This is a genomic window from Ferruginibacter sp. SUN106, assembly GCF_050611765.1.
Classification (GTDB): domain Bacteria; phylum Bacteroidota; class Bacteroidia; order Chitinophagales; family Chitinophagaceae; genus Ferruginibacter.
Map to the genome: position 1 here is coordinate 344686 of NZ_JBODJC010000004.1, position 18645 is coordinate 363330.

At 37.8% G+C, this 18645-nt stretch carries 21 protein-coding genes; 15 read left to right on the forward strand and 6 right to left on the reverse strand.

All coding sequences use genetic code 11. From position 1 onward, the window contains the following. Positions 1–73: 73 nt before the first annotated feature. The 14 genes from ACQ334_RS17540 (at position 74) to ACQ334_RS17605 (ending at position 12709) form a co-directional block, all read left to right on the forward strand. Complete coding sequence (locus tag ACQ334_RS17540; RefSeq protein WP_430989553.1) at positions 74–904, forward strand: hypothetical protein; 831 nt, start codon at positions 74–76, stop codon at positions 902–904. 6 nt (positions 905–910) lie between these two features. Beyond that, positions 911–1402: an OsmC family protein gene (locus tag ACQ334_RS17545; RefSeq protein WP_430989554.1), complete on the forward strand. Its 492-nt coding sequence runs from the start codon at positions 911–913 to the stop codon at positions 1400–1402. Between the two features lie 15 nt (positions 1403–1417). Then, positions 1418–1798 (forward strand): hypothetical protein, encoded by a 381-nt coding sequence (locus tag ACQ334_RS17550; RefSeq protein ID WP_430989555.1) that lies wholly within the window; start codon positions 1418–1420, stop codon positions 1796–1798. A gap of 64 nt (positions 1799–1862) precedes the next feature. Further along, entirely contained in the window at positions 1863–2588 is a 726-nt protein-coding gene (locus ACQ334_RS17555; protein WP_430989556.1) for a TIGR00730 family Rossman fold protein, read from the forward strand. 72 nt (positions 2589–2660) lie between these two features. Next, the gene (locus ACQ334_RS17560; protein ID WP_430989557.1) at positions 2661–3140 is read left to right on the forward strand and encodes a hypothetical protein; all 480 of its coding nucleotides are present in this window, start codon (positions 2661–2663) and stop codon (positions 3138–3140) included. Between the two features lie 151 nt (positions 3141–3291). Beyond that, entirely contained in the window at positions 3292–5688 is a 2397-nt protein-coding gene (locus ACQ334_RS17565) for a heavy metal translocating P-type ATPase (protein WP_430989926.1), read from the forward strand. 92 nt (positions 5689–5780) lie between these two features. After that, entirely contained in the window at positions 5781–5972 is a 192-nt protein-coding gene (gene ccoS, locus ACQ334_RS17570; RefSeq protein WP_430989558.1) for a cbb3-type cytochrome oxidase assembly protein CcoS, read from the forward strand. Positions 5973–5975: 3 nt separating this feature from the next. Further along, positions 5976–8114 carry a cytochrome-c oxidase, cbb3-type subunit I gene (gene ccoN, locus ACQ334_RS17575; protein ID WP_430989559.1) on the forward strand — a complete coding sequence of 713 codons (2139 nt, stop codon included), beginning with the start codon at positions 5976–5978 and terminating at the stop codon, positions 8112–8114. A gap of 3 nt (positions 8115–8117) precedes the next feature. Then, positions 8118–8309, forward strand: coding sequence for a CcoQ/FixQ family Cbb3-type cytochrome c oxidase assembly chaperone (locus ACQ334_RS17580; RefSeq protein WP_430989560.1), 192 nt, complete (start codon positions 8118–8120; stop codon positions 8307–8309). Between the two features lie 11 nt (positions 8310–8320). Further along, a complete protein-coding gene (locus ACQ334_RS17585; protein WP_430989561.1) occupies positions 8321–9544 on the forward strand; it encodes a cbb3-type cytochrome c oxidase N-terminal domain-containing protein in 1224 nt (407 codons plus the stop codon). A 13-nt stretch (positions 9545–9557) separates the two neighbouring features. After that, positions 9558–11045, forward strand: a complete 1488-nt coding sequence (ccoG, locus tag ACQ334_RS17590) for a cytochrome c oxidase accessory protein CcoG (protein ID WP_430989562.1) — start codon at positions 9558–9560, stop codon at positions 11043–11045. Positions 11046–11058: 13 nt separating this feature from the next. Further along, a complete protein-coding gene (locus ACQ334_RS17595; RefSeq protein ID WP_430989563.1) occupies positions 11059–11490 on the forward strand; it encodes a FixH family protein in 432 nt (143 codons plus the stop codon). Between the two features lie 10 nt (positions 11491–11500). Next, the gene (locus ACQ334_RS17600) at positions 11501–12217 is read left to right on the forward strand and encodes a sulfite exporter TauE/SafE family protein (protein ID WP_430989564.1); all 717 of its coding nucleotides are present in this window, start codon (positions 11501–11503) and stop codon (positions 12215–12217) included. A gap of 90 nt (positions 12218–12307) precedes the next feature. Then, positions 12308–12709, forward strand: coding sequence for a hypothetical protein (locus tag ACQ334_RS17605; protein WP_430989565.1), 402 nt, complete (start codon positions 12308–12310; stop codon positions 12707–12709). Between the two features lie 6 nt (positions 12710–12715). On the opposite strand, the gene ACQ334_RS17610 is transcribed toward ACQ334_RS17605, so the two are convergent. From ACQ334_RS17610 to msrB, 5 genes are all read right to left on the reverse strand, one after another. Next, positions 12716–13774 (reverse strand): response regulator, encoded by a 1059-nt coding sequence (locus tag ACQ334_RS17610; protein WP_430989566.1) that lies wholly within the window; start codon positions 13772–13774, stop codon positions 12716–12718. A 25-nt stretch (positions 13775–13799) separates the two neighbouring features. Further along, entirely contained in the window at positions 13800–15056 is a 1257-nt protein-coding gene (locus ACQ334_RS17615; protein ID WP_430989567.1) for a PAS domain-containing sensor histidine kinase, read from the reverse strand. A 79-nt stretch (positions 15057–15135) separates the two neighbouring features. After that, complete coding sequence (locus ACQ334_RS17620; RefSeq protein WP_430989568.1) at positions 15136–15891, reverse strand: molybdopterin-dependent oxidoreductase; 756 nt, start codon at positions 15889–15891, stop codon at positions 15136–15138. 6 nt (positions 15892–15897) lie between these two features. Next, positions 15898–16632, reverse strand: coding sequence for a cytochrome b/b6 domain-containing protein (locus ACQ334_RS17625; protein WP_430989569.1), 735 nt, complete (start codon positions 16630–16632; stop codon positions 15898–15900). A gap of 78 nt (positions 16633–16710) precedes the next feature. Continuing rightward, positions 16711–17175: a peptide-methionine (R)-S-oxide reductase MsrB gene (gene msrB, locus ACQ334_RS17630; protein WP_430989570.1), complete on the reverse strand. Its 465-nt coding sequence runs from the start codon at positions 17173–17175 to the stop codon at positions 16711–16713. Positions 17176–17302: 127 nt separating this feature from the next. Between msrB and ACQ334_RS17635 the strand changes: the two genes are divergently transcribed. Next, positions 17303–17464, forward strand: coding sequence for a DUF6728 family protein (locus tag ACQ334_RS17635; RefSeq protein WP_430989571.1), 162 nt, complete (start codon positions 17303–17305; stop codon positions 17462–17464). Here the strand turns inward: ACQ334_RS17635 and lpxB are convergent. Continuing rightward, complete coding sequence (lpxB, locus tag ACQ334_RS17640; protein WP_430989572.1) at positions 17456–18589, reverse strand: lipid-A-disaccharide synthase; 1134 nt, start codon at positions 18587–18589, stop codon at positions 17456–17458. The genes ACQ334_RS17635 and lpxB overlap by 9 nt on opposite strands. Between the last annotated feature and the right edge of the window lie 56 nt (positions 18590–18645).

Sequence of the window (18645 nt, forward strand, 5' to 3'; positions counted from 1 at the left end):
TATATACTGCTGCTAGTCATATGTAATGGTTGGTAATGCAGATTACTTTGTTTAAGTATAAAACCTGTCAATCATGAAAAAGATAATCATTGCACTGGATGGTGATCATTTTCCCAAAGGTGCATTCGAATTCGCCAAATATATCAACGAACAAAAAGAGATTTTACTGGCCGGAGTTTTTTTAACGCCGGTTGATTATTCAAAATTGATGTCCTATACCAGTGCTGTTGAAGGTGTGGCTATTATGCCGGAGTGGTTGATGAAAAATGATGACGATGAAATTGTGAATCGTAATATACAATTATTTGAAAACGCCTGTGTAACGGATGGTATGCATTACAGGGTGCATAAAGACAGCGACATTACTGCTCTTGCTTCATTAGTGGACGAAACCCGTTTTGCAGATCTGCTTTTGGTTAGCAGTGAATTGTTTTATAAAAATATAGAACAGGCACAACCCAATTATTACCTGGAGGAATTATTGAAAAGAACAGAGTGCCCTGTATTGCTGGTGCCGGAAAACTTTACAGCACCTTCACAAATTTTGCTTAGTTACGATGGCAGCGAATCTTCCATGTTTGCCATTAAACAGTTCGCTTATCTTTTTACTGAATTAACAGATACCGAAACAATTTTGCTTTCTGTGAGTGATGACAACCCGGTTACATTGCCCGAATATGGTATGGTAACCGAATTACTGGCTCGTCATTATCCCAACCTGCAATTACAAAATGTAAAAACAGAAGATAAAAAATCATTTGTGGAATGGCTGGCTTGTCAGCCCAACAGTTACATTGTTATGGGGGCTTTTTCCAGGAGCCTGTTCTCTCAGTTATTTAAAAAGAGTTTTGCAAAAGATATCATTCGTGATATCAAGATGCCCATTTTTATATTTCATAAATAAATTATCATGATAGCAAAAACAGATAAACACCAATATTATTTCCAGGTACAATTAAACTGGCAGGAAGGCCGCAAAGGAATACTTACTGCCAATGATGTAAAAGATGTGATCAGGGTAGCCACTCCACCGGAGTTTTCGGGTGGCGTACCGGATATGTGGAGTGCTGAACATTTATTACTCAGTGCACTCAGCAGTTCTTTTATGACAACTTATTTAACCATTGCCGAAAAAGAAAAATTAGCTATCGCACATTTTGAATGTAGTACCATTGGGCAGATTGGCCTGGTGGATGAGCACCTGGAATTTATCAATATCAATTTGTTCCCCAAAATTTACGTAGATAAGCAGGAAGACATAGTTGTTGCTAATGAAGTGCTTACAAAAACATATAAGCAGTGTATAATAGCTAATTCTATCAAAGCGCATCTTATCCACCACGGGCAGGTGTTGCTTAATCATCATGCAGTGGGCTATCATTCTCTGAGTAACGCTAACTAATAAAACCCTATAAATATGCTAACCACAAGTATTAAAAAAGTAACCGGAAATCACGACGAGTGGACAAACTCACTCGGCTTTTATAAAGATGAATTGATGATCTATAAAAAACGGCTTCTTGAAGTAGTATCAAAAAATACCAATAAAGAGATCATGCAAATGGTAGAACATTTTCAAAACCAGTTTCTTGTTCAATCGGAAAATATAGATATACTAAGGCATGATATTAATAAGCATATGAAACGTATGGCGGCGGAAATACAACTGCATGCCGGCCATGTTGACAGAGAAGAACTACCTATTCATTTTTTGCTGAAAGACCGTTTTGAAACAGAACAAAAAGTATTTACACACCTTAAGGAAGAGTTTCAGCAATTCCTGGTTAAAGTGATGTAATCAATATTTAATGGCATTCCGTATAAATAAAATCCTGTAAGTTTGAGTTTGCTAAACTTACTCGATGAATGAACAGGTAAAATCGGAGATCAAATTTTTAGAAGGCCCCCAAAGCCGCTGGGAAGAATTGAAGTTTGCCGTTAAAGTATTATTTGAATTTATTAAAGGATTCAGGGCGCTGCATTTTGTGGGGCCCTGTGTTACTGTTTTTGGGTCTGCAAGATTTAAAGATGGCCATCCTTATTACGATATTACCGAAGAACTTTCAGGAAAAATTGCACAATTAGGTTTTACCATTATGACCGGTGGTGGTCCAGGCATTATGGAAGCAGCGAACAAAGGGGCTAAAGCTGTTGGCGGAAGGAGTGTGGGATGTAATATTGTTTTGCCTGTAGAACAACATCCCAACCCGTATTTAGACAAGTGGGTAAACATCCGTTATTTTTTCATTCGCAAAACATTACTGATAAAATATTCTTACGCTTTTGTGGTTATGCCGGGAGGCTTTGGTACGTTAGACGAATATTTTGAAGCACTTACTTTAATTCAAACCAAAAAGATAAGTGAATTTCCAATTGTAATATTTGATACTGCATTTCACAAAGAGCTCATTGCTCATATCGAGTACCTCAAAAGCAAAGCCACTATTTCTCCTGAGGATACGCAATTATTCCTCGTTACTGATTCTGTTGATGAAGCTGTTGCTTATATTCAGAAAAACAGCATTATTAAATTCGGGCTTACATCACAAAAACCTCATAAACCTTTCAGGTGGTTATTTGAAAAATAGCCAGGGTTGATCCATAAAGTTGACTTATAATACTACCAGTAGCTCCTCTTTCTTTAATACCTGATTAATATCATGTTATCGTTTGATAGCCGTCATTTTTATATGCCGGTGTATGCGGCACATTTGCATTGTAATACGGTTGCAATGGAAAACAGGTTGATATTAGACGAAGCGAAATACAGGCTGTTTATGCAGGAGAACCTTAACTGGCAAAGTATTATAAAAGCACAGGTTAACGAGATACCTTGGTGGAAAGAGTGGCAGGAAGCAGCAATAAAAAAAGCCGCTGAAACCTTTGGCAGAACCGGTGACAGAAGAGCGGATAATTTTTTTTGCAATCAATTACAACAGCAACAAAATCAAATGCAAAAGCTTGAAAACGATATAGCCATACAACAACAACGTTTAGAAAAAGACTGCGTGCTAAAAGATGAGTATGATGTTGATGCTTTTTGTACACAGGATATTCTGAGAGATCGTATCAAAGCAATAGAAAAGACTTTTATAGAATTGAAATGCAATTTCCTGAAATACATTTCTGCAATATCATAAAACCGTATAAAATCCAATTGCTTGAAAATTTCAGGTGCAAATTATTTAAAAGAGTGTTCAATAGTTTCTGTCTAAAAAAAAGCCGCTGTGTAGTCTTATTCGGCGGCTACTTTTTTAAATTAAACCGTAGATTATTAAAACAATAACCACCATACAAACCAAATGCTTTCATTGTGGCGATAACTGCAATGAAATTGACATTGCCATAGACGATAAGAATTTTTGTTGCGAAGGTTGTAAACAGGTATACCTGCTACTCAACGAAAATGATCTTTGTGTGTATTACGATTTCGATAAAAATCCCGGCATTAAAGCAAAGGGCAAATTTGTCAGCGAAAGGTTTGCCTATCTTGATGATGAAGCGACTGTAAAAAAACTGGTACAGTTCAGTAATACCACACAAACCAATATTACTTTTTCTTTACCGCAGATGCATTGTTCTTCCTGTATTTTTTTATTGGAGAATTTGCATCGTATCAATCCGGCCATTACAAAATCACAAACCAATTTTCAGCGAAAAGAAGTATTCATCATTTTTGATCCGCAAAAAATTTCTTTACGCAAAGTAGTAGAACTGCTGGCCTTTATCGGTTACGAACCTGATATCAGCTTAAAGGATACGGTTACAAAGAAAACATCAACATTCAACAGGCAAAGAATTTACAAAATTGGTGTGGCAGGTTTTTGCTTTGCTAACATAATGATGCTGAGTTTTCCTGAATATTTTTCATCCGGCAATATTGAGCAAAACGGATTAAAGGAAACCTTTACCTGGCTGAACCTTGGTTTATCATTGCCTGTTTTATTATATAGTGCATCAGGTTTTTTTGTATCGGCATGGAAAGGTTTGCGCCAGCAGTTTTTAAATATTGATGCACCTATAGCCCTGGCAATTGTGGTTACCTATGGCCGAAGCTATTATGAGATCATCAGCGGGCATGGCGCCGGTTATTTAGACTCGGGCACAGGCATTGTATTTTTTATGCTGATCGGTCGCTGGTTCCAGGATAAAACATACGACTCGTTTTCATTCGACAGAGATTACCGTTCTTATTTTCCATTGGGCGTAAGTGTTATTAAAAATGGTATCGAAAAAAATATTCCGGTTACGCAATTGCAAAAGGGCAATCGTATTATTATCCGCAACGAAGAAATGATACCTGCAGATGCCTTATTGCTTAGCGGCGATGCCAATGTGGACTACAGTTTTGTAAGCGGTGAAAATACACCTGTACAAAAAAGAACCGGCGCATTGATCTACGCAGGTGGCAAACAAATTGGCAGCGCTATTGAACTGGAAGTTGCAGGAGATGTTTCGCAGAGTTATATCACCCAACTCTGGAATAATGATATTTTTCATAACAAAAAGAATGGTGAAAAATCTTTTATACATCCCTGGAGCCGGTATTTTACGCTTGCACTATTTACTGTGGCAGCAGCTACTTTAGTATTCTGGTGGATAAATGATCCGGCAAAAATATTACCTGCTGTTTCATCTGTGCTTATTGTGGCTTGTCCATGTTCATTGTTACTTTCAGCAACATTTACCTATGGCAATATGCTCCGCATTTTTGGTAAAAATAAATTATACCTTAAAAATGCCAGCGTAATGGAATCATTGGCAAAAATTGATACGGTGGTATTTGATAAAACAGGTACACTTACGCAAAATCATTCTTCTTTAGTAAGCTACGAAGGCACGCCATTAACAGAAAAGGAGTTGGCTGCAATAAAAACGGTCTGCAGGCAATCATCACATCCACTGAGTAAAATTATTGCGGCGTGGCTGCAGGTAAAAACCGACAGGCGTACAATTGTAGAAGATTTCAGGGAATATACAGGTAAAGGATTACAAGGCAGCGTAAATAACATTGATGTAAAAATGGGCTCGGCTGCTTTTATCAACCAGTTTAACCATGGCTTTGCATCATACGATACCGGCACACATGTGCATGTAATGATGAATAATGTACACATGGGCCGCTTTAATGTGAGCAATCAATACAGAGATGGCGTACAACAATTGACCAATAAATTAAAAAGTGATGGATTTTCTCTTTCACTATTAAGCGGCGATAACGATTCGGAAAAAGAGAACCTGAAAAAAATATTTGGCAATGATACGCCGCTTCAGTTCAATCAAAGTCCACAACAAAAACTGGACTATATTGACAATCTTCAGCAAAACAAAAAAAATGTATTGATGTTAGGCGATGGTTTAAACGATGCCGGTGCATTAATGCAAAGTAACGTAGGTATTGCTGTTAGTGATAACACGGCGCAGTTTTCTCCTGCCTGCGATGCTATTCTTGATGGTAACAATGTAAGGCTGCTGGATAAATTTATTGCTTATGCAAAGTCGGGCAAAACCATTGTCACCGCCAGTTTCATACTTTCTATTTTATATAATATTGTAGGGTTATCGTTTGCTGTACAAGGCATTTTATCGCCGATGGTAGCAGCTATTTTAATGCCTGCAAGCAGTATAAGTATTGTATTATTAGTCACCTTATTATCTTCTTTAAGTGCCCGCTCAAAGGGCTTGTAAAAGCAACTGACCAAAATCATATTACCGTTTGATGTTCATCAGCCACAAAAATTGCGGCGCCTGCTACTTTTGAATCTATAAAACCATTTTCAATGAGCGTACTATTTATTCTAATCGGTATCAGCATATTTGTTGCTTCGGTTTTTTTAGCCGCCTTTCTCTGGAGTGTAAGATCCGGCCAGTATGATGACGATTACACCCCTTCTGTACGTATGCTTTTTGATGATACCAAAGCAATTCCATCTATAAATAAAACCCAAAACTCAACAAAACTTAAACGATAAACTATGCAGGTAGAAAAATTTTATTATGATAACAAGATTGTTAGAAACTTTGCCTACGCCACGATCGTATGGGGTGCTGTAGGTATGCTGGTGGGGCTGTGGGTAGCGTTGCAACTGGTGTTTCCTACGGTATTAAACATTACGCAATACTTTTCATTTGGCAGGCTTCGTCCATTACATACCAATGCCGTAATTTTTGCATTTGTTGGTAACGGGCTTTTTATGGGAGTATATTATTCCCTGCAGCGTTTATGTAAAGCAAGAATGTTCAGTGATAAACTGAGCTATATACATTTCTGGGGCTGGCAGTTAATTATTGTTGCTGCAGCAATCACTTTGCCTTTGGGTTTATCACAAGGTGCAGAATATGCAGAACTGATCTGGCCGATAGATCTTGCTATCACAGTGATATGGGTAATATTCGGATGGAATATGTTTGGTACCATTATTAAAAGAAGGGAAAAACATTTGTATGTGGCTATCTGGTTTTACATCGCCACATTTGTTACCGTTGCAGTTTTGCATTTAGTACGGTCGGGGGAATTGCCTTATACCTGGTTGAAAAGCTATAGTTTTTATTCCGGTGTACAGGATGCGTTGGTACAATGGTGGTACGGCCATAATGCGGTGGCTTTCTTTTTAACCACTCCTTATTTGGGTTTGATGTATTACTTTATGCCAAAAGCGGCTAACCGTCCTGTTTATTCTTATCGTCTTTCCATCATTCACTTCTGGGCTTTGATCTTTTTATACATCTGGGCTGGCCCTCACCATTTATTATATACAGCATTGCCTAACTGGGCACAATCTCTTGGTGTGGTGTTTTCATTCATGCTCATCTTCCCAAGCTGGGGTGGTATGATCAATGGTTTGCTTACACTTCGTGGCGCATGGGACAGGGTACGTGATGATGTAATTTTAAAATTTATGGTGGTGGCTGTTACCGCTTATGGTATGGCTACTTTTGAAGGGCCGATGTTGTCTTTAAAAAGTGTTAGTGCTATTTCGCATTATACCGATTGGATCATTGCACACGTACACGTAGGCGCATTAGGCTGGAACGGTATGCTAACCTTTGGTGTTTTGTACTGGATCATTCCACGTATTTTTAAAACACAATTGTACTCTAAAAAAATGGCCAATAACCATTTCTGGTTATCTACGCTTGGTATTTTATTCTATGCCATACCTATGTATTGGGCAGGTATACAACAAAGCCTTATGTGGAAACAATTTACCGATGCAGGACAGTTGAAATATACTTTTCTTGAAACAGTTACCTACATGAGGCCATTTTACGCTATGCGTTCTTTAGGTGGAACACTGTACCTGATCGGCGTTATTTTCATGATTGTTAATTTATACAAAACTGTTAGAACAGGTAAACTTGTAGCCAATGAAGAAGCAGAAGCAGCACCGTTACAAAAAGAATATGTAAAACACGAAGGTGAACATTGGCACAGGTGGATCGAGAGAAAACCTGTGCAGCTGATGTTGCTGAGTTTAGTAGTAATATTAATTGGAGGAATGATTGAATTAGTTCCAACATTCCTCATCAAATCAAATGTACCAACCATCGCCAGTGTAAAACCTTACACACCATTAGAGCTTGAAGGAAGAGATATTTATGTACGTGAAGGTTGTTATGTATGCCACTCCCAAATGATACGCCCTTTCAGAAGTGAAACAGAACGTTATGGTGAATATTCCAAGGCAGGTGAATTTGTTTACGATCATCCGTTCCAGTGGGGTAGTAAACGTACCGGTCCGGATTTGGCAAGAGAAGGAACGGGTAACCTTAAGAAAACAGATGGCTGGCATTTTCGCCATTTCCGTGAGCCTTCATCAATGAGCTTAGGTTCTGTAATGCCGGCATATCCTTTCTTGTTGAGTAACGACCTGGATATTTCCAATACAGAGGCGAAGATCAATGCGATGAGAACCCTGGGTGTTCCTTATGAAAAAGGGTATGAAAAAAATGCAGTGGCAGATCTCGTAACGCAATCTCAGCAGATATCCAATAACCTGGTTAATGACAGCATTCGCATTTCACCTAAAAAAGAAGTGATCGCATTGATCGCTTACATACAACGTTTAGGTGTAGATATCAGTAAAAATAAAACAGCCACTTCAAATAAATAAGCCATGTTCAAATTCATAAAACAATATGCCGAAACAATGAATAATGCGAATATCTATCCTATGATATCATTATTCATATTCTTCATCTTTTTTATAGTACTTACCGTACTGGTGGTAAAAATGAAAAAGGAAAGGGTTACTGAATTATCTAATATCCCTTTTGAAAATGAAGAACTAACTAACTCAACCTTATAAATCAGATCAGTATGCATTTTATATATTTAATAAAGAAAAAAATCATTCTTGCAATAGCTGCACTGTTTGTTGTATCTGTTGCTATGGCACAAACAACAACTCCTGCAGCACCCACTACCGTAACATCGGGTTATAATCAACTGGCCACATTATTGGTGATAATGACGATAGTACTTGCTTTTGTATTGTGGGGATTAGGCCAGGTGCTTGTGGTATTGAGCAGGCAGTTAATGGAAAAACAAAAAAATGCAACCAAAGTAATCTCCGCAATTATAGTACTGGTGTTATTATTTGCATCACAAAGTGCAGCAGCACAGGATGCAGCAAAAGATGCAGTAACTGTGGTGCCTAATTATGGAGGTCTTTCTGCCACTTCATTTTATCTTTTTGTTACTGTAATTATTACCGAAGTAATAGCAATCGTATTCCTGGCATTTTCTATCAGAAGAATTTACAGTGAACTGTTACCACAAAAAGAAGCTACTGCTGTAAAAAAATCAGCAGTAAAAGAATGGTGGGCAAGGATGGATAAAAAAATATTTACCAAAGCTATTCCGGTTGAAAAAGAAGCCGACATTCTACTGGACCATAACTATGATGGTATACGGGAGCTCGATAATGCATTACCACCATGGTGGAAATATGGTTTTTACTTCACTATCGTGGTAGCTTTTATTTACATATTCAATTTTCATGTTTTTGGTAATGGAAAAAACCCAACAGAAGAGTATGCCGCAGAGATGGAAAATGCAAGAATAGAAAAGGAAATTTATGAATCTACCAATAAGGATAAAATAGATGAGAATAATGTACCAATGGCCGATGCGACAGGTTTGGCAAGAGCAAAAGAAATTTTTGAAACTAAATGCTGGGCTTGTCATGGCAAACTGGGCGAAGGTGGTGCAGGTCCCAATCTTACAGACGATTACTGGTTGCACAAAGGTTCATTAAATGATATTTTTCATACTATAAAAAATGGTTATGCTGATAAAGGAATGCAATCCTGGGCTACAGATTATACGCCAAAAGAGATTAGTTTTTTAGCAAGCTATGTTAAAACATTGCATGGTACTAATCCTCCAAATCCCAAAGCAGCACAGGGAGAGTTATATACTGAAACCGCAGCAACACCTGCAGCTGATTCAACAAAGAAAACTACAACTGATACTACCAATACAAAAAAAGTTACGGTGGTAAATAAAACAGATACGGTAAAGACCGTATCAAAAAAGTAGGAGAACATGAATTATGGAAGAAACTATTGTACAAGACAAAAAAGGCAGCTACAGAGACTCAGTTGCAACAATAAGCAAGGAAGGTAAAAGAAATTTTATTAATCCTAAAAAGCCTAAGGGCAGGTTGTATAATTTACGTACCTGGTTTAGTGTTTTTTACCTCATTGTTTTTTTTACGCTGCCGTTTATTAAAGTAAATGGCGAGCCGCTGTTGATGTTTAATATACTGGAGAGAAAATTCATCATTTTCGGAATGGTTTTCTGGCCGCAGGATTTTTTCATCTTTGGTATTGCCATGCTTACGTTTGTGGTATTTGTTATTTTGTTTACCGTAGTATTTGGCCGTATTTTTTGTGGCTGGGCCTGCCCTCAAACAATTTTTATGGAAATGGTTTTCCGTAAAATTGAGTACCTGATTGACGGAGATGCAGCAAAGCAAAAGCAATTAAAAAACATGCCCTGGAATGCGGAGAAGATCAGAAAGAGAGCAGCGAAATTTATTGCGTTCTTTGCGATCTCTTTTATTATTGCAAATTTTTTTCTGGCCTATCTTATCGGTATGGATACTTTACTGGGCTATGTGCAAAATCCGGCAACACATGTTGGTACACTAATATCCTTATTCATTTTTACCTCTGTATTTTTCTTTGTGTACTGGTGGTTTCGTGAGCAGGCATGTATTGTGGTTTGCCCTTACGGAAGATTACAAGGCGTGCTGTTAGATAAAAATTCTATTGTGGTGGCATACGACAGGGTGAGGGGAGAACCAAGAGGGAAATTAAAAAAGAAAGATGACCATGATTGCAAGTGTACCGATTGTAAAGAAGATGGTGCTTGTAAAAGCATTACTGCAAAATTTGAAGCAATAAAACTAAAACCGCAGAGTGATTGTATTGATTGCTTTGCCTGCGTTCGTGTTTGCCCCACAGGTATTGATATCAGGAATGGTACACAATTAGAATGTGTGAATTGTACAGCATGTATCGATGCCTGCGATGCCATCATGACCAGTATCGACAGGCCAACAGGATTGGTTCGTTATGCTTCTGAAAATAGTATCACTAACGGGGTGCAATTAAAGTTTACCACACGAATAAAAGCCTACACAGCAGTGCTAGCACTGTTATTATCATTACTGGTATTTTTATTGGTGAGCAGAACTGACCTTGATGCAAGGTTGATGCGTACTGCAGGTATGACGTATACTTCATTGCCTGATGGCCGTATCAGTAACCTGTATAATTTAAAACTGGCAAACAAAACACATAAAGACATTCCGTTTACTTTAAAGCTGGAAAATCTTAATGGCGAGATTGAATATGTTGGCAGTGTAAGTATGATAGTTAAAAAAGAAGATTATTCTCACCTGCAGTTTTTTATTAAACTCAATCGCAACGATATTAAAGGCTGGAAGACAGAACTTAAGATTGGTATGTATGAGAATAATGTAAAAATTAAAACCATCACGGCTAATTTTATTGGCCCTGAAATATATAACTGATAAATTATTTACTATGAACTGGGGATATAAAATACTTTTTGTTTACGGCATTTTTGTTGCCGGCATCATGTTTATGGTATTTAAATCATCCAATCAAAAAATGGACCTGGTTACAACAGATTATTATGCCAAAGAATTGAAATACCAGGAACGTATTGATGCAACCGGTAAAGCCAATGCCCTGTCTGAAGATATAAAGTACGAGATAAAAGATAACCAGGTGGTATTGCATTTTCCAAAAGATTTTGCAGGGAAAAAGATAAGTGGCAATGCACAGTTGTATTGTCCTGCTGATGAAACTAAAGATATAGTAAAGGATTTTACCACCGATGACCAGGTATTTACTATCGCTCTTACCAAAGGTAACAAAGGGCAACACGAATTGCATATCAGCTGGATAGTAGATGGTGTGAATTATTATTTTGAAAAGAAAATATTTATTTAAGTAGTAACCAATGGTACAATTAATATTTGCTGCATTTGCTATGGGATTGCTGGGAAGCTTTCACTGCGTGGGTATGTGCGGTCCGTTGGCTTTATCATTACCATTGAGCAGTGATAGTAATTGGGCAAAATTTTCCGGTGCCTTTTTGTATAATGCAGGCCGGGTGGTTACTTATTCCGTATTCGGGTTGGTATTTGGTGCGCTGGGTAAAAGTGTGGCGCTGTTTGGATACCAGCAATGGCTGTCTGTCATCTTAGGCATATTGATCATTGTTTTTATCATATTGCCTAAAAGAATAGCATCATTTAATAACAATAATTTTCTCTTGTCTTTTTTTGAAAAGATCAGAGCTGCATTAGGGCAACTCTTTTTCAGAAAAAATTATTCCTCCCTTTTTTCAATAGGGTTATTAAATGGCTTGCTGCCATGTGGATTGGTGTATATGGCTGCAGCAGGGGCAGTAGCTACCGGCGATATTGGCAATAGCGTATTATTTATGGCATTTTTTGGTTTAGGTACTTTACCGGTAATGTGGAGTGTTGCTTTCTTTGGCAACTATGTAAGTATTGGTATCAGGCAAAAAATACGCAAGGCTTATCCGTATATGATGATGCTGATGGCCTGCCTGCTTATACTCAGGGGTATGGGGCTGGGTATACCGTATGTGAGCCCCAGGGCCGATATAGAGAAAAAAGAAATTAAAAGCTGTTGTGCAAAACCTGATTAAGTTCATCATTTAGCATGACGAAGATTGGTAAAAAAGTGAGACAGAAAAAATAGGTTTAATAAATTTAAGAAAGCAAAAAAATAATATTCAGTGTTTACTAATATGACCAGCAGTTATACCGCCAAATTAGACCAGTATCGCCATGAATACCTGACATGGAAAAGAATGCTTGAGTTTTTTAAGCAGGAAAATGCTTTTCTAAAAACCCGTCTTTCGGAGGTTGTTGATCGTAATACAGACAAGGAATTCCTGGCACTGGCCGAACATTTTCAAAATCAATTTATCATTAAAGATGAATTCATGGACGAACTGAGGCATGATATAAATGAAATGGATGCTGAACTTAAAATACCTTCAGAGTCGGCTAAAATAACAGCGGCTAAAAAAACAGAAGCTAAGCAGACCAAGCTGCGTAATGAAATTGAATACCTGGAAAAAAACTTTACACAACTAAAAAATGAGTTTAATAAATACCTCATTTCAGTTTTGTAAAGGGTATTAATTTAAAAGAGAAGCCAGCTTTTTTTCGTTGAGTATAAAAATATTGCCTTCTTTAATCTCAATTAATTTTTCATTTTTAAAATCACTTAGCGTACGGATCAACGATTCTGTAGCTGTGCCGGCAATATTGGCCAGGTCTTCCCTGGAAATATGCATCGAGAAAATGGCATCACTTTCTTTCTTATATTTATTTTGCAGCGTAATCAAAGCATCAGCCACTCTTTTTCTTAAGGAATTATAGGCGATGCCCAATAGCTGTTCTTCTTTTTCAGAAACATTTTTTGCCAGTAACTGAATAAATTTTTTCTGCACACCAGAGTTGGAATGCATCAGTTTTTCAAAATCTTCTTTTGGTATTACGGCAATCTCTGCATCTTCAATAGCTTCAGCATTTTCTTTATATACAGATTCTTCGAGTAATGCAGTGTAACCAAAAAAATCACCTTCATTAAAAAGGCCCACTGTCAATTCTTTACCGTCATCGTTGGTTTTAAAAATTTTCACTTTGCCTTTTTCTATATAAAACAAACGTACCGGGTGGTTGCCCTCGGTATAAATGATCTGTTTCTTTTTATAATGGTTGATATTGCCGCTTTCGGTTAAATATTGCAATGCATTTTTTCCGCCAAACTCGTTCAGCATTTGCTGTACACCAGCTGCATTGCTCTGGTATTCTTTTTTCAGCATGTCGGCTTTATGCAAGCGGCTTTCTATTGCATTCAGTAATTCAATATCGTTAAATGGTTTGGTGATATAATCATCGGCACCCATCTCCATTCCTTTTCTAAAATCGTTACGTTCTGCTTTTGCAGTTAAAAAAATAAAGGGAATACCTACCAGTTCGGGATTTTTATTAATAAGGTGTAATACACCATAACCATCCAGCACAGGCATCATTACATCACAAATGATCAGGTCGATCTTTTTTTGAAGTGCTATCTCTATCCCTTTTTTACCATTTTCGGCAGTAGCCACAGTATAGCCGGCCAGTTGCAGTATTTCTGCTGTATTCTCCCTGATCTCATTATTATCTTCAATAAGCAGTAAGTGCTTCATATAAATGTTGGTTATGTAGTAAAGGTTAAAGAACGGTAAATTTAATAATAAATTCGGTTCCTTTTTCTAATTCGCTGGTATAAGAAATCTGTCCGTCCATCAATTCTATGTATTTACTAACAATATGCAGGCCCAGGCCGGTGCCTTGTATATTAGAAGCATTGGTACCCCTGAAGAAACGTTCAAATAAATGTTCCTGGTCCTCCTTTGAAATGCCAATGCCACTATCTTTTACCGTAATAACAATTTCGTTTTGTTTAGTGGCGCTGCTTATAGTAATGATCCCGTTTTCGGGAGAAAATTTAATGGCATTAGATAAGAGATTAAGAATTACATTTCTTAGCAAAGCCGGATCAAGATTAACGACTGCATCTCCGGCATGAGTGTATTGTATATGCTGCCCGGGTTTTACAAGGTTCTGCATTTCTGCACAAACCGTTTCCAACATTTCTTTAATATTAAATTGAGTATAATGCGCTGTAATTTTTCCATCTTCAATTTTACCAATGGATAAAAATTCATTGAGGAGATCTGTGAGGTTGTTGACAGAGGTTTTAATGCGTTGTATATGTTTGTCCCGGTTTTCCTGCTGTACGGTTTCGGTATATTTTGCTACTAAGGAAGCCGAAGAAAGTATAGTGCTCAGTGGCGTTCGGAATTCATGCGAAGCCATAGAAACAAAACGGCTTTTAAGGTCACTCAGTTCTTTTTCTTTACTTAATGCCTTGGTTAACTCTTCTTTTGAATCCTGGAGTTGCACCAATGTTTCCTGTAATTGCTGTGTTCGCAATTCTACTTTTTGTTCCAGGTCGTTATTAAGTTCTTCAATTTTTAAATTGATATCGGCCAGTTGTTCTTTTTGCTCCAGTACCGCATTTTCAATCTCCTTACGCTTGGTAATATCACTGATAAATGCAATGGCAAAACTGCCTTCATCGGCCCCGTAATGGCTTAAACTGATCTCTACCGGAAACTCGGTGCCGTCTTTCTTTATACCATACAGGTCCTTGCCAATACCCATTGGCCTGCGTTCAGGTTTTTTACTGTAATTGGAAAGATGTTTGGTATGGTTATGATGATAGCGGGAAGGAATGAGTGCATCAACTTTTTTGCCAACCAGTTCCTCAATATTGGTATAGCCAAATTGCGATAGCAGAAAATTATTAGCAAGAACGATTTCGCTCTTGTCGTTTATTACTAATATACCCATTGAAGCATATTGAAATAATGCTTCAAACTTTTCTTTTTCTTTTAAAAGAATATGTGCCGATGTATATACCAAATTGTGCCGGTTTGTATCAGTTAAGTAATTCTAAAATTACAACAATACAAACATATGATGAGAAAGAAACTGTAATTTTTTATAAGCCGCCATAATAGTCATAACCCCTCTCATACCAATAATCCGGTGGCCTTTCATTACTGAAGAAGATAGAGCCGATGCGTTTTATATTTTTTACACCATATTTAACGGGGATAATCAGCCGCAGGGGGAAACCCTGGTTCATGGGCAGCGGTTTGCCATTCATTTCATAACATAAAATGGTTTGAGGGTGCAAAATACTTTTGGTATCAATGCCTACATAATACTCTTTGTCTGGTGTGTTGAGTCCCACAAATTTCATCTGGCTTTGTGCATCCAGTTTGTATTGCTTCACAAAGTCGGTAAACTTTACGCCCGCCCAATGAGTAACCTGGCTCCAGCCTTCAATACACTTAAAATCAAAAATAATTTCGGTTTTGGGAAGGGCTTTAATTTCATCTATGGAAATATACTGCGTATCGCCGATGTTACGAATGAGTTGCAATTTCCAATTGGCTGCATCAAAATTATCTCCCATGCCTGCATCGCCGTTTACTCTTACCCTTGGTACTGCATCTTTTATAGGATAAGATCTTGCCAGGTGGTTATTGGCAAAAAGAGACATGAAAATTTTTTCGTTGGTATTTAAAACCGCTCTTAATGGCCTGGGAGTACCATTGTCTTCTGGTTGCCGGTGCAGCCATTGCCATGCGGCAACGCATGATGCGATAAACAAAAAGAAAAACAAAAAAGAGACCAGGGTTTTATTCCTGATCTTTTTTGTTTCAATTATTTTTTCTTCAAGCGTTTGCATGATTAACTAATTTGATGCAGTTGAAATTTCTTTAGTAGTGTCTTCATCAGTTTCCCCGGAATTTATCCTGGTTTTTTCAGGAGGGAGCGTCTTTGTTTCAAAACCTCTTACCATTGCTGCAAAATTGTTCCAGCCTGCCAGTATCACTTGTATAATATGTACTAAAAAGAAAAGGCAAAATAAGATCGTTAATATAAAATGTTCTGCTCTTGCCCATTCGTAACCACCTAAAATTGTACATAGCCAATACAGCTGCACCGGTTTAAAAATAGCCAGCCCGGTTAATAAAGAACCAAGGCCCATAAAAATTACACCGGTATAAGCAATGCGTTGTGCCGCATTATATTTTTTTTGAGGAGGTAATCCTCTTTTCAAATGCAGGTCGTGCAGTAACACCAGTCCTGCTTCTTGTAAAGATTTTTTATTGGGAAAGATAAATTTATATTCTTTTGAAAACAACAGGTATAAAACATAGATCAAACCGTTGATAGCAAACAGCCACATAAAAACAAAATGCAGGCTCATACCTTCTGCTAACCTGAAAGGAATATTCAATGCCTTATTAAATGAATCAGGAAAAAATTTAAGCACAGTGGTATTGCCCCAGCCCAAGCGGTACACATCATTAGCCCAATAAATCAACATGCCGCTCCAGATCATTACACCCAGCACCGGAAAATTGATCCAGTGAAACCATCGTATAGCAAGCGGGTGTTTTTGTATAATTTTTTTTTGAGCCATTACTTTTTTTAAATAGAAGTTTGAACTAACGATTTTAAGATACGCCGTTAATTTCAAACCTCAAATTCATTGGAGCGTCTATTTCTTTGGAATAAATGTTAAGCTGGCTGAATTCATGCAATACCTCAGGCCTGTTGGTTTTGGGCCATCATCAAAAACATGGCCTAAATGAGCACCGCATCGGCTACAGTTTACTTCGGTACGTACCATGCCGTAGCTGTTATCTGTAAGCTCTTCCACATTAGCTTTTACCAATGGTTGCCAAAAGCTGGGCCAACCGGTACCGCTGTCGAATTTGGTAGTTGAACTGAATAATTCCTGGCCACAGCAAATGCATTTGTAAATACCGGCTTTATGATTATCCCAGTATTTACCGGTGTAAGCATTTTCGGTGCCTTTTTTACGGGTTACCTGGTATTGCTCTGCTGTCAGCTGTTTTTTCCATTCAGCATCAGTTTTTGTTACCGCATAAGTTTTTGTTTGTGCTGATGAACAGCTTGCTGCTGAGATAAGTATAATAGCAGCTAATACAATATGTTTCATGTTTTTTATTTTAAAAAGATACGGAAGATGAACAATTTTAGTTTTCCGGGAGCTGAACTTTTAACAAAATCTGGTGTTAACAAATTTACGTTATAATTTAGCAGTTCAAAAGTAATCTTACCGACAAATGGGAATACGCAGGCAGGTTGCCGAATATTTATTTATCAAAAAGAAAAGCGCCGATGCACCACATACGTTTAATATTAAAGCCATGCATTTTATTAACCGGCTTTCTATTATGCTTTTTATTGTGGCAATGATAATATTGGCAGTAAAACTTTTACGCTGATGCAGTAAGAAAATGGTGAATACTTTTTGCTGCATTAGCGGAAGCATGCCCACCCTTACTCAGCAGGTTTTTTAATGCAGCATAATCCGCAGCAAGTTGCTGTTGCTTTCTTTCATTGGTGAGTAATAATTCCAATTCTCTCCTGCAGTTGTCTACAGTCAATTCATCCTGTATCAGTTCCTTCACTACTTCTTTATCCATAATTAAATTCACCAGGCCAATGAATTTAATTTTTATCAATCGTTTCGCAATCTGGTAAGAGAGGGCATTGCCTTTATAACAAATTACTTCCGGCACAGCAAACAAGGCTGTTTCTAAAGTAGCAGTACCGCTTGTTACTAATGCCGCTTTTGATTGTGATAAAAGCTCGTAGGTTTTATTTACTACAGATGATACGTTGCTGTAAGGTGCTAATAGTTCGTTGTAAAAACTCTCTTCTAAACCCGGCGCTTTAGCCACAACAAACTGGTAAGCCGGAAAATGTTTAGCCACTTCCAGCATGATGGGCAGTTTTTTTAAAATCTCCTGCTGCCGGCTGCCAGGGAGTAATGCAACAAGGTTCGTTACTGGTTGGCCGTTGTTCGTTATAAGCGGTTCTTTGCCGCCAACAGCCAACGAAAAACCATCAACTACTTCTACTAAGGGATGCCCCACATATTCCACTTCGTAATTCCATTTTTTATAAAAATCTTTTTCAAATGGCAGGATCACCAGCATCTTATCAACGTTCTCTTTTATGCCTTTTACCCGGTTTTCCTTCCATGCCCAAACCTGCGGCGAAATATAATAGATCACTTTTATGCCTTGCTGCTTTGCCCATTTGGCAATGCGTAAATTAAAGCCGGGGTAATCAATCAATATTAATGCATCGGGTGTATGTGCTGTAATATCTTTTTTACAAAAATCAATATTGCGGAAAATAGTGCGTAGATTTTTTATTACTTCTACAAAACCCATAAAAGCCAGGTCCCGGTAATGTTTTACCAAGGTAGCGCCGGCGGCTTCCATTTTATCGCCTCCCCAACAACGGATACCTGCTGCAGGATCCAGCTTACGCAGTTCTTTAATAAGGTTGCTGCCATGTAAATCGCCACTTGCTTCGCCTGCTATAATATAATACTGCATAAATAATAATTACCGGTGCAATTTACCATTGTTTGTTTAATTAAAATAATTGCAGA